The sequence below is a fragment of the Thioalkalivibrio sp. ALgr1 genome (genome assembly GCF_000378285.1).
In the GTDB taxonomy this organism is placed as follows: Bacteria; Pseudomonadota; Gammaproteobacteria; order Ectothiorhodospirales; family Ectothiorhodospiraceae; genus Thioalkalivibrio.
Genome location: NZ_KB905140.1, coordinates 1 through 15,342, shown reverse-complemented (window position 1 = coordinate 15,342; position 15,342 = coordinate 1). Strand labels below are relative to the sequence as shown.

Annotated in this window: 12 protein-coding genes, 1 tRNA gene and 1 pseudogene; all 14 read right to left on the bottom strand. The window is 63.1% G+C overall.

Annotated features, from left to right (window positions below; genetic code table 11):
* On the bottom strand, positions 1–96 hold a 96-nt coding region (locus F466_RS13215; protein WP_018137563.1), incomplete at its 3' end, for a GTP-binding protein.
* Between the two features lie 45 nt (positions 97–141).
* Positions 142–2,238, bottom strand: coding sequence for an elongation factor G (gene fusA / locus F466_RS0113085; protein WP_018137619.1), 2,097 nt, complete (start codon positions 2,236–2,238; stop codon positions 142–144).
* A 22-nt stretch (positions 2,239–2,260) separates the two neighbouring features.
* Positions 2,261–2,728: a 30S ribosomal protein S7 gene (rpsG, locus tag F466_RS0113080; protein WP_018175517.1), complete on the bottom strand. Its 468-nt coding sequence runs from the start codon at positions 2,726–2,728 to the stop codon at positions 2,261–2,263.
* A gap of 26 nt (positions 2,729–2,754) precedes the next feature.
* Positions 2,755–3,132 carry a 30S ribosomal protein S12 gene (gene rpsL / locus F466_RS0113075; protein WP_012983537.1) on the bottom strand — a complete coding sequence of 126 codons (378 nt, stop codon included), beginning with the start codon at positions 3,130–3,132 and terminating at the stop codon, positions 2,755–2,757.
* A gap of 109 nt (positions 3,133–3,241) precedes the next feature.
* Positions 3,242–7,462, bottom strand: a complete 4,221-nt coding sequence (rpoC, locus tag F466_RS0113070) for a DNA-directed RNA polymerase subunit beta' (protein ID WP_018994319.1) — start codon at positions 7,460–7,462, stop codon at positions 3,242–3,244.
* Between the two features lie 73 nt (positions 7,463–7,535).
* Positions 7,536–11,615 (bottom strand): DNA-directed RNA polymerase subunit beta, encoded by a 4,080-nt coding sequence (gene rpoB / locus F466_RS0113065; RefSeq protein ID WP_018994318.1) that lies wholly within the window; start codon positions 11,613–11,615, stop codon positions 7,536–7,538.
* A 130-nt stretch (positions 11,616–11,745) separates the two neighbouring features.
* A complete protein-coding gene (gene rplL, locus F466_RS0113060; RefSeq protein ID WP_018137615.1) occupies positions 11,746–12,126 on the bottom strand; it encodes a 50S ribosomal protein L7/L12 in 381 nt (126 codons plus the stop codon).
* A 67-nt stretch (positions 12,127–12,193) separates the two neighbouring features.
* The gene (rplJ, locus tag F466_RS0113055; RefSeq protein ID WP_018137614.1) at positions 12,194–12,715 is read right to left on the bottom strand and encodes a 50S ribosomal protein L10; all 522 of its coding nucleotides are present in this window, start codon (positions 12,713–12,715) and stop codon (positions 12,194–12,196) included.
* A gap of 214 nt (positions 12,716–12,929) precedes the next feature.
* The gene (rplA, locus tag F466_RS0113050) at positions 12,930–13,625 is read right to left on the bottom strand and encodes a 50S ribosomal protein L1 (protein WP_018137613.1); all 696 of its coding nucleotides are present in this window, start codon (positions 13,623–13,625) and stop codon (positions 12,930–12,932) included.
* Between the two features lies 1 nt (position 13,626).
* Positions 13,627–14,058: a 50S ribosomal protein L11 gene (rplK, locus tag F466_RS0113045; protein WP_018137612.1), complete on the bottom strand. Its 432-nt coding sequence runs from the start codon at positions 14,056–14,058 to the stop codon at positions 13,627–13,629.
* 62 nt (positions 14,059–14,120) lie between these two features.
* Positions 14,121–14,654, bottom strand: coding sequence for a transcription termination/antitermination protein NusG (nusG, locus tag F466_RS0113040; protein WP_018137611.1), 534 nt, complete (start codon positions 14,652–14,654; stop codon positions 14,121–14,123).
* Between the two features lie 16 nt (positions 14,655–14,670).
* Positions 14,671–15,036 carry a preprotein translocase subunit SecE gene (gene secE, locus F466_RS0113035; RefSeq protein ID WP_012983545.1) on the bottom strand — a complete coding sequence of 122 codons (366 nt, stop codon included), beginning with the start codon at positions 15,034–15,036 and terminating at the stop codon, positions 14,671–14,673.
* A gap of 39 nt (positions 15,037–15,075) precedes the next feature.
* Positions 15,076–15,151, bottom strand: a tRNA-Trp gene (locus F466_RS0113030).
* A gap of 86 nt (positions 15,152–15,237) precedes the next feature.
* Positions 15,238–15,342: pseudogene (locus tag F466_RS13600) on the bottom strand (elongation factor Tu); the annotation flags it as partial.

Here is a 15,342-nt window from a genome sequence, read left to right as displayed (position 1 = left end):
CATCGCCGCCGTCAGCGTGGTCTTGCCATGGTCCACATGACCAATCGTCCCCACATTCACATGCGGCTTCTTACGCTCGAACTTTTCCTTGGACACAGCTCAAACCTCTTTCTACAGTTCTTTCGGATTACGCGATTCGGTTCAGGAGGCCTTCGCCGCCACAGCCTCGGCGACCTGCGCCGGCGCCTCGGAGTACTTTTCGAACTCCATCGAGTACGTGGCGCGACCCTGGCTCATCGAGCGCAGCTGCGTCGAATAGCCAAACATCTCGGACAGCGGGACCTCGGCCTTCAGCAGCTTCTGACCCGCGATATCCTCCATACCCTTGACCAGACCACGACGTCGGTTCAGATCGCCCATCACGTCGCCCATGTATTCTTCCGGCGTCTCCACCTCGACCTTCATCATCGGTTCCAGCAGCACGGCGCCAGCCTTCAACGCACCCTCCTTGAAGGCCATCGAACCAGCCACCTTGAACGCCATCTCGTTCGAGTCAACGTCATGGTAGGAGCCGTCAAACAGCGTGACCTTTACGTCCACCACCGGGTAACCGGCGAGCACGCCGTTGGCCATCTGCTCCTCGACGCCCTTGTTGACGGCCGGGATGTAGTCCTTCGGCACGACACCACCGACGATGGCGTTGACGAATTCGTATCCGTCGCCCGCCTCTTGCGGCTCGATGCGCAGCCAGACATGACCGTACTGGCCGCGACCACCCGACTGGCGCACGAATTTGCCTTCGGTTTCCACGCTCTTCTTGATCGTCTCGCGGTACGCCACCTGCGGCTGACCGACGTTCGCCTCGACCTTGAACTCGCGCTTCATGCGGTCGACCAGGACCTCGAGATGAAGCTCACCCATGCCGGAGATGATCGTCTGGCCGGACTCTTCGTCAGTCCGCACACGGAAGGACGGGTCTTCCTGCGCCAGCTTGTTCAGCGCGATACCCATCTTTTCCTGGTCCGACTTGGTCTTCGGCTCGACCGCGATCGAGATCACCGGCTCCGGGAACTCCATGCGTTCCAGCTCGACCGGATTATTCGGATCGCAGAGGGTACTCCCCGTGTACAGATCCTTCAGGCCAACCACCGCACCAATGTCACCTGCGCGCAGCTCCTTGATCTCCTCGCGGGAGTTGGAGTGCATCTGCAGGATGCGGCCGATGCGCTCGCGGCGATTGTTCTGCGTATTAAGCACGGTGTCACCCGCGCTCAGCACCCCGGAGTAGACACGTACAAACGTCAGCGAGCCCACGTACGGGTCGGTCATGATCTTGAACGCGAGCGCGGCAAACGGCTCGTCGTCCGAGGCGTGCTTCGCGACCGGCTCTTCCGTCCCGGCCTTCACGCCCTTGATCGCCTTGACCTCTTCCGGCGACGGCAGGTACTCAACCACCGCGTCGAGCATGGCCTGCACGCCCTTGTTCTTGAACGCGGAGCCGCACAACATCGGCACGATCTCGAGTTCGATCGTGCGATGGCGAATCGCCTGCTTGATCTCTTCCTCGCTGAGGTCACCCTCGTTGAGGTACTTGTCCATCAGCTCTTCATTGGCTTCGGCAGCGGCCTCGAGCATGTTCTCGCGCCACTTTTCCGCCTCGGCCTTGAGCTCTTCGGGGATGTCCTTGTACTCGAAGGAGATGCCGAAGTTATCTTCGTCCCAGAAGATCGCCTGCATCTTGACCAGATCGATCACGCCCCGGAAGTTATCCTCGGCACCGATCGGCAGCTGGATCGGGACCGGGTTCGCCTGCAGACGCTCTCTCATCTGCTCGTAGACACGCAGGAAGTCGGCGCCGGCGCGGTCCATCTTGTTGACGAAGGCCATCCGCGGAACCGAGTACTTCGTGGCCTGACGCCAGACGGTCTCGGACTGCGGCTGCACACCACCCACGGCGCAGTACACCATCACCGCACCGTCGAGCACTCGCATGGAACGCTCCACCTCGATGGTGAAGTCCACGTGCCCCGGGGTATCGATGATGTTAACGCGGTGCTCATCGAACTGCTTGGCCATACCCTGCCAGAAGCAGGTGGTCGCCGCGGAAGTGATGGTGATCCCGCGCTCCTGTTCCTGCTCCATCCAGTCCATCGTGGCGGCGCCTTCATGGACCTCGCCGATCTTGTGCGACAGACCGGTGTAGAACAGGATGCGCTCGGTCGTCGTCGTCTTGCCGGCGTCGATGTGCGCGCTGATCCCGATGTTCCGGTAGCGCTTCAGTGGGGTCTTGCGTGCCACGTTGAGCCTCTCTAAATCGGTTTTACCAGCGGAAATGGGCGAACGCCTTGTTCGCTTCCGCCATGCGGTGAGTGTCTTCGCGCTTCTTCACGGCGGAGCCCTTGGAATCGGCGGCATCCATCAGCTCGCCCGCCAGCTTCAGCGCCATGGTCCGCTCGCCACGCTTGCGGGCCGCTTCCACGACCCAGCGCATCGCCAGGGCGTCCTGACGAACCGAACGCACCTCGACCGGCACCTGGTAGGTGGCGCCGCCCACGCGACGAGACTTCACCTCGACACGCGGACGAATGTTGTCCAGCGCGCGCTCCAGTGCACCCATGCCATCACCCTGCTTGGACTCAATCTGGTCCAGCGCGCCGTACACGACCTGCTCTGCGACCGACTTCTTGCCGTCACGCATCACGGTATTGATGAACTTGGCCAGGCGCTCGCTTCCGAACTTCGGATCCGGAAGGATGTGACGCTTGGGGGCAGCTGCTCTTCTCGACATGTCTCAGTTCCCGCTCTTGTACACGGTTAGGATTTCTTCGGGCGCTTGGTGCCGTACTTGGAACGACCCTGGGTGCGGTTCTGCACACCCTGGGTATCCAGGGAGCCACGCACCGTGTGGTAACGCACACCGGGAAGATCCTTTACACGACCGCCGCGAATCAGGACCACCGAGTGCTCCTGCAGGTTGTGGCCTTCGCCGCCGATGTAACTACTGACTTCGTAGCCATTGGTCAGACGCACGCGCGCAACCTTGCGCAGCGCGGAATTCGGCTTCTTCGGCGTGGTCGTGTAGACACGGGTGCATACCCCGCGCTTCTGCGGCGAGCCCTGCAGCGCCGGCACGTCGCTCTTCTCGACGGGGCGCTTGCGGGGCTTGCGTACCAACTGATTGATCGTGGCCATGAAACCCTTTCTCCTAGCCTAAAAATAACGACAGGCCGGCGCCGTGACCGGCCTGTCGAGGGAGCGGAATTCTAATCGCCGCCCCCTGAAGTGTCAACAGAAGGGGAGGCTATTCGGAGCCTTCCCCGGTGGTTTCCGGACCCGAGGCATCGGATTCGGTGTCGGCGGTGACCGCTGACGCCTCCTCGACGGTCTCGAACTCCGGCATTTCCAGCTCGCGCTTGCGGCGACGTTCCTTGTGGTATGCCAGCCCCGTGCCGGCCGGGATCAGGCGACCCACAATCACGTTCTCCTTCAGGCCACGCAGATCGTCACGGGCGCCACGGGTGGACGCCTCGGTCAGCACGCGGGTGGTCTCCTGGAAAGAGGCCGCGGAGATGAACGATTCCGTCACCAGCGACGCCTTGGTGATGCCGAGCAGCACACGCTCGTAGGTCGCCGGCTGCTGGTCGTCACCGAGCTTCTCGTTCTCCTCGAGGACCCGCACACGATCCACCTGGTCCCCCGCGAGGAACTTGGTGTCGCCTGGGTTGACGATGTTCACCTTGCGCATCATCTGACGAACAATGACTTCGATGTGCTTGTCATTGATCTTCACGCCCTGCAGGCGATAGACGTCCTGGATTTCCTGGACCTGGTATTCGGCCAGGGTGGTCACACCCCGCAGGCGCACGATGTCGTGCGGGTCCAGCTCACCGTCCACCACAACCTCGCCGCGCTCCACGCGCTCGCCCTCGAACACGTTCACGGTGCGCAGTTTCGGGATCAGCATCTCGACCGGATCACCCTTGTCCGGCGTGATCACCAGGCGCTGCTTGCCCTTGGTCTCCTTGCCGAACGAGACGGTGCCGGAGATCTCCGCCAGCACGGCCGGCTCCTTCGGACGGCGGGCCTCGAACAAATCGGCCACACGCGGCAGACCACCGGTGATGTCGCGGGTCTTGGACGACTCCTGCGGCAGGCGGGCGATAACGTCACCGACCTCGACGCGGGCATTGTCCTCGAGATTGAAGATCGCATTGGCCGGCAGCATGTACTGCGCGGGCATGTCGGTGCCCGGGATGTACACCTCGTTGCCATCATCATCCACAAGCTTGACGGTCGGGCGCAGGTCCTTGCCGGCGCTCGAGCGGCTCTTCGGATCGAGCACCACATTCTGGGACAGACCGGTGAATTCGTCCGTCTCCTTGGTCACGGTGACATTCTCGACGAAGTCCGCCAGACGAATGTAGCCGCCCACCTCGGTGACGATCGGGTGGGTATGCGGATCCCAGGTCGCGACTTCCTGGCCGGCCTCGACCGCATCTCCATCCTTGACGGTGATGGTGGCGCCGTAGGGGATCTTGTAGCGCTCACGCTCGCGCCCCTGGTCGTCGATTACACCCAGCTCCCCGGAGCGCGAGACCGCAACCAGGTTGTCCGCCTTGTTGGTGACGGTCTTCAGGTTGTGCAGACGCACGGACCCGGCGTTCTTCACCTGGATCGCGCTGACCGTAACCGCACGGCTGGCCGCACCCCCGATATGGAAGGTACGCATGGTCAGCTGGGTGCCCGGCTCGCCGATGGACTGCGCGGCGATCACGCCCACCGCTTCGCCCTCGTTGACCTCGTGGCCACGGGCCAGATCGCGGCCGTAGCACTTGGCGCAGATGCCCTGGCGGGTCTCGCAGGTAATCGCGGAGCGCACCAGCACCTCGTCCACCGAGGCCTCGTCCAGCTTGTCGACCATTGCCTCATCCAGCAGCGTGCCCGCCGGCACCAGAACCTCGTCGGTGCCCGGGCGATGGACGTCCACCGCCGTGGTTCGACCCAGTACGCGGTCGCGCAGCGGCTCGACTACATCCCCGCCCTCGATGATCGGCTTCATCACCAGGCCCTGCTGGGTCCCGCAGTCGTGCTGAGTAACCACCACGTCCTGTGACACATCCACCAGACGGCGGGTCAGGTAACCGGAGTTCGCGGTCTTCAGCGCGGTATCGGCCAGACCTTTACGCGCACCGTGGGTCGAGATGAAGTACTGCAGGACGTTCAGACCCTCGCGGAAGTTCGCGGTGATCGGCGTCTCGATGATGGAGCCGTCCGGCTTGGCCATCAGGCCACGCATCCCCGCCAGCTGACGGATCTGGGCCGCAGAACCACGCGCGCCGGAATCGGCCATCATGAAGATCGAGTTGAACGAGCTCTGCTCGACCGTCTCGCCCTCGGCGTTGGTGACCTGCTCCTTGCCGAGCCGCTCCATCATCGCCTTCGCGACCTGGTCATTGCAGTGCGACCAGATGTCCACGACCTTGTTGTAGCGCTCGCCCTTGGTGACCAGGCCCGAGGCATACTGCTCCTCGATCTCCTTCACCTGCTCTTCGGCGTTCTGCAGGATCGGCTGCTTCTCGTCCGGGATGACCATGTCATCCGAGCAGAACGAGACCCCGGCGCGGGTCGAATAGTAGAAGCCCGCATACATCAGCTGGTCCGCGAACACCACGGTGTCCTTCAGGCCCAGGCGACGGTAGCAGGAGTTGATCAGCGCGGAGATGGTCTTCTTGCTGAGCTCGCGGTCGATCAGCTCGAACGGCAGCCCCTTCGGCATGATGCGCGACAGGATCGCGCGACCGACCGTAGTCTCCACGCGCATGGATGGCAGCGGCTCGCCTTCCGCGACATCCGCCATGGTGTCGGCGATGCGCACGGTGACGCGCGCATGCAGGTCGACCAACTTGTGTTCGTAGGCGCGATGCACCTCGTCCACATCGGCGAAGGTCATGCCCTCGCCCTTGGCGTTCACCTTCTCGCGCGAGAGGTAGTACAGACCCAGCACGATATCCTGCGACGGCACGATGATCGGCTCGCCGTTGGCCGGCGACAGTACGTTGTTGGAGGACAGCATCAGCGTGCGCGCCTCCAGCTGGGCCTCCAGCGACAGCGGCACGTGCACGGCCATCTGGTCACCGTCGAAGTCGGCGTTGAACGCGGCACAGACCAGCGGGTGCAGCTGGATCGCCTTGCCCTCGATCAACACCGGTTCAAAGGCCTGGATGCCCAGGCGGTGCAGGGTCGGGGCACGGTTCAGCATCACCGGATGCTCGCGGATCACCTCTTCGAGGATATCCCAGACCTCGGGACCTTCCTTCTCCACGGCCTTCTTGGCGGCCTTGATGGTGGTCGCCAGTCCACGGCGCTGCAGCTTGCCGAAGATGAACGGCTTGAACAGTTCCAGCGCCATTCGCTTGGGCAGGCCACACTGGTGCAGGCGCAGGGTCGGGCCGACCACGATCACGGAACGGCCGGAATAGTCGACACGCTTGCCGAGCAGGTTCTGGCGGAAGCGGCCCTGCTTGCCCTTGATCATGTCAGCCAGGGACTTCAGCGGGCGCTTGTTGGTGCCGGTGATCGCACGACCGCGACGGCCGTTATCCAGCAGCGCATCCACGGACTCCTGCAGCATGCGCTTTTCGTTGCGCACGATGATATCCGGGGCGTTCAGCTCCAGCAGGCGGCGCAGACGGTTGTTGCGGTTGATCACCCGGCGATACAGGTCGTTCAGGTCGGAAGTCGCGAAGCGACCACCGTCCAGCGGCACCAGCGGGCGCAGGTCCGGCGGCAGCACGGGCAGCACGGACATGATCATCCACTCCGGCTTGTTGCCGGATTCCAGGAACGACTCGATCAGCTTGAGGCGCTTGCCCAGACGCTTGATCTTGGTCTCGGACCCGGTCTCGGACAGATCCTGGCGCAGCTTCGCGGCCTCGCCCTGCAGGTCCATCTCCCTCAGCAGGCTCAGCACGGCCTCGGCACCCATCATCGCGGTGAAGTCGTCGCCGTGCTCCTCCATCGCCTCGAGGTATTCCTCGTCGGTCAGGAGCTGGCCCTTCTCCAGCGTGGTGAAGCCCGGGTCGATCACAATGAAGGACTCGAAGTAGAGCACCTTCTCGATGTCCTTCAGGGTCATGTCGAGCAGCAGCCCGATGCGGGACGGCAGGCTCTTCAGGTACCAGATGTGCGCGACCGGCGAGGCCAGGTCGATGTGCCCCATGCGCTCGCGGCGCACCTTGGTCTGGGTCACCTCGACGCCGCACTTCTCGCAGACCACACCCCGGTGCTTCAGGCGCTTGTACTTGCCGCACAGGCACTCGTAGTCCTTCACCGGGCCGAAGATCTTGGCGCAGAACAGGCCATCGCGCTCCGGCTTGAAGGTCCGGTAGTTGATGGTCTCCGGCTTCTTAACCTCGCCAAAGGACCACGAACGGATCTGGTCCGCGGAGGCCAGGCCGATACGGATCGCATCGAACTCTTCCGGCTGGGTCTGCTGCTTGAACAGATTGAGGAGGTCTTTCATTCGCTATGCCTCACAAAGCTTTGGGTCGAGGGGTGCCCTGCACCCCTTCGGATCACATTCGGATCGGAGGAGATCAGTCCTGCTCCAGCTCGATATTGATGCCGAGCGCCTTGATCTCCTTCATGAGCACGTTGAACGACTCGGGGACGTTGGCCTCCATGTGGTGCTCGCCGTCGACGATGTTCTTGTACATCTTGTTGCGGCCCTGCACGTCGTCCGCCTTCACCGTCAGCATTTCCTGCAGGGTGTAGGCGGCACCGTAGGCCTCCAGCGCCCAGACCTCCATCTCGCCGAAGCGCTGACCACCGAACTGCGCCTTGCCGCCCAGCGGCTGCTGGGTGACCAGGGAATACGGACCGGTCGACCGTGCGTGCATCTTGTCGTCGACCAGATGGTTCAGCTTCAGCATGTGCATGTAGCCGACGGTCACCGGGCGATCGAAGGAGTCACCGGTACGGCCGTCGAACAGCTCGGCCTGCCCCGTCTCGGGCAGATCGGCCAGCCGCAACATCTCCTTGATCTCGGCCTCCTCGGCACCATCGAACACCGGCGTCGCCATCGGCACGCCACCGCGCAGGTTGCGGCAAAGCGCAATGATCTCGGCGTCCGACATGGAGTCGAGGTCGACCTTCTTGTCACGGTGGTTATAGATATTGCCCAGGAACTCGCGCAGCTTCGCGATTTCGGCCTGCGCCTCGAGCATGCGGTTGATCTTGTCGCCCAGCCCCTTCGCGGCCCAGCCCAGATGAACCTCCAGCACCTGCCCGACGTTCATGCGCGAGGGCACGCCCAGCGGGTTCAGGACCACGTCGACCGGGGTCCCGTCGTCGAGGAACGGCATGTCCTCTTCCGGCACGATCATCGAGATCACGCCCTTGTTCCCGTGGCGGCCGGCCATCTTGTCGCCCGGCTGCAGACGGCGCTTCACGGCCACGTAGACCTTGACCATCTTCTGCACGCCCGGCGGCAGGTCGTCGCCCGCGGCGACCTTGGCCTTCTGGTGCTCGAACTTCTTGTCGAACAGCTCGTGCTGCTCCTGCAGCTGGCGACCGAGGTCCTCCAGCTGCGAGTTCACGGCGTCGTCCTTCAGGCGCACCTCGAACCACTGGTTGCGGGACAGGCCCTGCAGGTACTTCTTGGTGACCTTGGAGCCGTCACCCAGCCCTTCCGGACCGCCGGCAGCCGCCTTGTTGAGCAGCAGCTTCTCGACGCGGGCGTAGATATCGTCCTCGTAGATTCGCAGCTGGTCCTTCAGGTCCTTCTTGACCGCAGCGAGGTCGTCTTCCTCGATCGACTTGGCACGCGCATCCTTCTCCACGCCATCGCGGGTGAACACGCGCACGTCGATCACCGTGCCCTCGATGCCGGACGGCACACGCAGGGAGGTGTCCTTCACGTCCGAGGCCTTCTCGCCAAAGATGGCCCTCAGGAGCTTCTCTTCCGGGGTCAGCTGGGTCTCGCCCTTCGGCGTGACCTTGCCGACCAGGATGTCGCCCGGGTTTACCTCGGCGCCAACATAAACCACACCGGACTCGTCCAGCTTGGCCAGCAGCGACTCGGAGACGTTCGGGATATCCGCGGTGATCTCTTCCTGGCCCAGCTTGGTGTCGCGCGCGACACAGTTGAGCTCCTCGATGTGGATCGTGGTGTAGCGGTCCTCCTGCACCACGCGCTCGGAGATCAGGATGGAATCCTCGAAGTTGTAGCCGTTCCAGGGCATGAACGCGACCATCATGTTCTGCCCCAGGGCCAGCTCGCCGAGATCGGTCGAGGAGCCATCGGCCAGCACATCGCCGCGGGCGATCTCGTCGCCTACCGCGACCAGCGGGCGCTGGTTGATGCTGGTGTTCTGGTTGGAACGCGAGTACTTGGTCAGGTTGTAGATATCCACACCCGGCTCGCCGGCGACGGTCTCGTCATCGTTCACGCGCACCACCACGCGGGCGGCATCCACGGAATCGACCGTACCGCCGCGCTTGGCGACGATCGCGGACCCGGAGTCGATCGCCACCGTGCGCTCGATACCGGTACCGACCAGCGGCTTGTCCGCGCGCAGGCAGGGTACGGCCTGACGCTGCATGTTCGCACCCATCAGGGCGCGGTTGGCATCGTCATGCTCGAGGAACGGCAGCAGCGCGGCGGCCACGGACACGATCTGCTTCGGCGAGATATCCATGTACTGGATCTTGTCCGGCGAGGAGATCGTGAACTCCTCCTGGAAGCGGCAGGAGACCAGGTCGTCGGTCAGACGCCCTTGCTCGTCCATCGCCGCGTTCGCCTGGGCGATCACGTACTGGCTCTCCTCGATTGCGGACAGGTACACGATCTCGTCGGTGACCTTGCCGTCTTCGACCTTGCGGTACGGGGTCTCGAGGAAGCCGTAGCGGTTGGTGCGGGCATACACGGCCAGCGAGTTGATCAGGCCGATGTTCGGGCCTTCCGGCGTCTCGATCGGGCAGACACGACCGTAGTGGGTGGGGTGCACGTCGCGCACCTCGAAGCCCGCACGTTCGCGCGTCAGGCCGCCCGGGCCCAGCGCGGAGATACGGCGCTTGTGGGTCACCTCGGACAGCGGGTTGTTCTGGTCCATGAACTGCGACAGCTGGCTGGAACCGAAGAACTCCTTGACCGCGGCGGCCACCGGCTTCGCGTTGATCAGCTCCTGCGGCATCAGCCCTTCGCTCTCCGCGACGGTCAAACGCTCCTTGACCGCACGCTCGACGCGCACCAGGCCCAGACGGAACTGGTTTTCCGCCATCTCGCCCACGCTGCGGATGCGCCGGTTGCCCAGGTGGTCGATGTCATCGGTACGGCCGTTGCCGTTGCGCAGGTCGATCAGGACCTTCAGCACGTCGAGGATGTCCTCGGGTGACAGCACGCCCGGGCCCTCGTCGGTATCGCGGCCGACACGGCGGTTGAACTTCATCCGGCCGACCCCCGACAGGTCGTAGCGGTCCTCGGAGAAGAACAGGTTGGAGAACAGGTTCTCGGCGGCGTCCTTGGTCGGCGGCTCACCGGGACGCATCACCCGATAGATCTCGACCTGGGCCTCCAGCTGCGTCTTGGTGGGATCCAGACGCAGGGTGTCCGACATGAACGGACCGTGGTCGTAGTCGTTGGTGTAGATGGTCTCCACCGACTTCACGCCCTCGGCGCGCAGCTTGTCCAGCAGCTCCTGGGTCAACGGGTCATTGCCAGCCGCCATCAGTTCGCCGGTCGACTCGTCCACCACGCCCTTGGCCAGCACGCGGCCGAGCAGGTACTCGTCCGGTACGCGCAGCCGGTTGATGCCGGCTTTTTCGATCTCGCGGATATGCCGCGGCGTAATCCGGCGCCCGGCCTCGACGATCACGTTCTTGCCGTCGGTGATGTCGACCACGGCGGTCTCGCCGCGCAGGCGCTCGGGGATCAGGTCCAGTTCACCGCCGTCTTCATCGAGAGTGATCTGGTTGAATTCAAAGAAGGTGGACAGGATCTCTTCCGTATCCATGCCCAGCGCGCGCAGCAGGATCGACGCCGGCAGCTTGCGGCGACGGTCGATACGCACGTAAACCCCGTCCTTGGCATCGAACTCGAAGTCCAGCCAGGAACCGCGGTACGGAATAATGCGCGCGTTGTAGAGCAGCTTCTGGGCGCTGCCCTGAGTCTTGCCCCGGTCGCTGTCAAAGAACACGCCGGGCGAACGATGCAGCTGGGAGACGATCACGCGCTCGGTGCCGTTGATCACGAAGGTCCCGTTCTCCGTCATGAGCGGCATCTCGCCCATGTAGACCTCCTGCTCCTTGACCTCCTTGACCACGGTGGAGCCAGCAGGGGCCTCCTTGTCGTGGATCACCAGGCGCAGCAGGACACGCAGCGGGGCCGCGTAGGTCACGCCACGGATCTGGCATTCCTTCACATCGAACAGCGGCTCGCCCAGGCGGTAGCTGACGTACTCGAGCTGGACATGACCGGAATAGCTAACAATCGGGAACACCGACTGAAACGCCGCGTGCAGGCCCAGCGCGTGACGCGCCTCCGGACCTTTTTCGGCCTGCAGGAAATCCCGATAGGAGGTCAATTGGGTTTCCAGCAGATACGGGACGTCCAGGATCTGGGGACGCTTCCCGAAGTCCTTGCGGATACGTTTCTTTTCGGTATAACTGAGGGCCATGGCTTACCTCGGCGGCTAGCTGAACAACGCGCGAAAAAACCCGCGCCACCACGGGCTGAGGCTGACGACCAAAAGGCCGCCAGCCTCAGGGCTTCGTGATGTACACGAAAACAACAGGCGCAAGCGCCTTTTACTTCAGTTCGACGGTGGCGCCAGCCTCTTCCAGCTCCGCCTTCATCTTCTCGGCTTCTTCCTTCGCCGCGCCTTCCTTGACGGTCGCCGGAACGCCTTCGACCATTTCCTTGGCCTCCTTCAGGCCCAGACCGGTCAGGCCACGGACGACCTTGATCACGCCGACCTTGTTCTCGCCAAAGCTGGACATGACGACGTCGAACTCGTCCTTGGCTTCGGCAGCAGCGGCTTCACCACCGCCGGCGGCAGCCGGGGCGGCCGCAACGGCGGCAGCGGCGGAAACGCCGAACTTCTCTTCCATCTCGCTGATCAGGTCCACGATTTCCAGGACCGTCATGTTGCCGATGGCTTCCAGGATGTCTTCTTTCGAAACGGCCATTTTTTACTCTCCTAACGGGGAACACCCGTATTCATTCAGTACTTGCTCAGAAACGGCTTGATGAGATTCAGGCTGCCTGTTTCTGGTCACGAATTGCTGCAACGGTACGCACGAGCTTGCCCGGGACTTCGTTCACCGTACGGGCGAACTTGTCGAGCGGCGCCTTCATGGTGGCGAGAAGCGTTGCGAGCGCTTCATCGCGCGTCGGCAGACTGGCGAGGCGATCGAGATCGTTCGCACCCATCAGCTGCCCACCAAACGACACCAGCCGGACCTTCAGCTGTTCGTTTTCCTTGGCGAAGGACTTCACCAGACGCGCGGCGGAGCCAGGCTCCTCTTCACTGAAGGCCAGGATCAGCGGGCCATGCAGCTCGGGCTGCATGCACGCGAAATCCGTACCCTCGATGGCACGCTTGGCGAGGTTGTTCTTCACCACCCGCAGATAGACCCCGGAATTGCGAGCCTGCCGACGAAGGTCGGTCATCTGCGCGACCGAGAGACCTCGGTATTCCGCGGCGACCGCGGAATGCGCCGAGGCAGCAACCGTAGCCAGCTCCGAGACAATCGCCTTCTTGTCGTCGAGATTCAAAGCCACGTTGACTCTCCTCTAGTGAGACCACCCGGAGGCGGTCGTGAAACCGGGCGAACCCGGCACTTCGGTGCTCCCGTCGCAGGTACTTCCTGAATCGGGTGACACCATCTGCGCAGGCTGGTGGATTAAGCCGTCCCGCGAACGGGGCAGCGCCTGCGGTCTTGGATGGCGTGCCGCTTGCGCGACAGCCGACCAAAAACCAAAAAACTTCTTACAGCGACAGCGAGGCCTGGTCGACCTTCACGCCCGGGCCCATCGTCGTGGAGATCGTGACCCCCTTGACGTACTGCCCCTTGGACGTCGCCGGCTTCATCTTGACCAGATCCGCCAGCAGGGCGTTCAGGTTGTCGGCCAGCGAGCTGGAGTCGAAATCGGCCGCGCCAATGGTGCAGTGCACGATCCCGCCCTTGTCGGTGCGGTAGCGCACCTGGCCGCTCTTGGCGTTGGTCACCGCGGTCGCCACGTCCGGCGTCACGGTACCGACCTTCGGGTTCGGCATCAGGCCGCGCGGGCCGAGGATCTGGCCGAGCTGCCCGACGACACGCATCGCGTCCGGGGAGGCGATCACCACGTCGAAATCCATCTGGCCGGCCTTCACCTGTTCGGCGAGGTCGTCCATACCTACCACATCGGCACCGGCTTCCTTCGCGGCGTCGGCATTCGCGCCCTGAGTGAACACGGCCACGCGCACGCTCTTGCCATTGCCATGCGGCAGCACCGTCGAGCCACGCACGACCTGATCGGACTTGCGCGGGTCCACGCCGAGGTTCACAGCCACGTCGACCGACTCGCGGAACTTTGCCTTCGGCAGTTCACGCAGCAGGTCAAACGCTTCGGTCACCGGATAGAGACGGCCTGGCTCGACTTTCTCGCGGATGGCCTTCATTCGCTTGGTCATTTTCGCCATGTCAGAGACCCTCCACTTCGAGGCCCATGCTGCGGGCACTGCCGGCAATGGTACGCACCGCGGCGTCCAGATCCGCAGCGGTCAGATCCGGCTCCTTGGTCTTCGCGATTTCCTCGAGCTGTGCCCGGGTCACGGTGCCGACCTTGTTGGTATTCGGCTCGCCGGAACCCTTCTGCACACCCGCGGCCTTCTTCAGAAGGATCGCCGCCGGCGGCGTCTTGGTGACAAAGGTAAAGCTGCGATCTGAATAGACGGTGATCACCACCGGAATCGGCAGACCGGGCTCGATCTCCTGGGTCTGGGCGTTAAACGCCTTGCAGAACTCCATGATGTTCACACCGCGCTGACCCAGCGCCGGCCCGACGGGCGGGCTCGGGTTCGCCTTGCCGGCGGGCACCTGAAGCTTGATATATGCTTCGATTTTCTTCGCCATGATGACTCCCTCGGGTACAAGCGCCTCGCGGCTCCCCGACTAGCAGTGGTGACGTCGGTACGTCAGGTTTTCTCGACTTGGTGGAACTCGAGTTCCACGGGTGTCGAGCGACCAAAAATCTGGACAGCCACCAGGAGGCGGCTCTTCTCGTAGTTCACTTCTTCCACGACGCCATTGAAGTCGTTGAACGGGCCGTCGATCACGCGAACCATCTCGCCCACCTCGAACAGGACCTTCGGGCGCGGCTTCTCGGCGCCTTCCTGCATGCGCTGCAGGATGGCATCGGCTTCCTTGTCGCTGATCGGGGCCGGCCGGTCTGCGGTGCCACCGATGAAACCAAGCACGCGCGGGACCGCCTTGACCAGGTGCCAGGCCTCGTCGTTCAAGTCCATCTGCACGAGGACATACCCCGGGAAGAACTTGCGCTCGCTCTTGCGCTTCTGGCCGTCCTTCATCTCGACGACCTCTTCGGTAGGCACCAGGATCTGGCCGAAGTGGTCCTGCATGGCGAAACGCTCGATGCGCTCCTCCAGCGACCGCTTCACCTGGGCCTCGAAGCCCGAGAATGCCTGTACGACGTACCAGCGTAATGCCATGGAGAGAATCCTGTGACTATCCGATGAAGCGACTGATGGACCAACCCAGGAACATGTCCAGGAGCCAGAGGAAGATCCCGATTATGATCACGACGGCGATGACGATCAGCGTGGTCTGGGTGGTCTCGACCCGGGTCGGCCAGACCATCTTGCGCACCTCGGTGCGCGCATTGCCCATAAAGGCCGCCAGCTGATGCCCCTTCGCCGTGGTCATGCCAATCGCCACGGCCACGCCGACCACGGCCAGCAGCCCGAGCACACGAATCAGAGTGGACTCGTCCGAGAACCAATAAAAGCCCATGACGCCAGCAATCAGCAGCGCCACGGCTACCGCGAGCTTGAAAGTATCCAGCCCGCCGGTCTGTTCCGATTGTTCACTCATGAATACGTATCACCCGGTACTCGCCGCCATCGGTGAAGATGGCAGGCCAGGAGGGACTCGAACCCCCAACCTGCGGTTTTGGAGACCGCTGCTCTGCCAATTGAGCTACTGGCCTAAAAATCGAATCGACAAGAAACAAACGCGAGAGACGACGCACCAGGCGCCGCCTCTCGCGGTCGATCGTTCAACTTATCTACTGTATCACTCGATGATCTTGGATACGACGCCGGCGCCGACGGTGCGGCCGCCTTCGCGAATCGCAAAGCGCAGACCATCTTCCATCGCGATCGGGCTGATCAGCGACAC

Excerpts from the sequence above, each read along its gene's own strand:
- rpsG (WP_018175517.1), bottom strand. The coding sequence starts at position 2,728 with ATGTCGAGAAGAGCAGCTGCCCCCAAGCGTCACATCCTTCCGGATCCG.
- rpsL (WP_012983537.1), bottom strand. The coding sequence starts at position 3,132 with ATGGCCACGATCAATCAGTTGGTACGCAAGCCCCGCAAGCGCCCCGTC.
- rpoC (WP_018994319.1), bottom strand. The coding sequence starts at position 7,462 with ATGAAAGACCTCCTCAATCTGTTCAAGCAGCAGACCCAGCCGGAAGAG.
- rpoB (WP_018994318.1), bottom strand. The coding sequence starts at position 11,615 with ATGGCCCTCAGTTATACCGAAAAGAAACGTATCCGCAAGGACTTCGGG.
- rplL (WP_018137615.1), bottom strand. The coding sequence starts at position 12,126 with ATGGCCGTTTCGAAAGAAGACATCCTGGAAGCCATCGGCAACATGACG.
- rplA (WP_018137613.1), bottom strand. The coding sequence starts at position 13,625 with ATGGCGAAAATGACCAAGCGAATGAAGGCCATCCGCGAGAAAGTCGAG.
- rplK (WP_018137612.1), bottom strand. The coding sequence starts at position 14,058 with ATGGCGAAGAAAATCGAAGCATATATCAAGCTTCAGGTGCCCGCCGGC.
- nusG (WP_018137611.1), bottom strand. The coding sequence starts at position 14,654 with ATGGCATTACGCTGGTACGTCGTACAGGCATTCTCGGGCTTCGAGGCC.
- secE (WP_012983545.1), bottom strand. The coding sequence starts at position 15,036 with ATGAGTGAACAATCGGAACAGACCGGCGGGCTGGATACTTTCAAGCTC.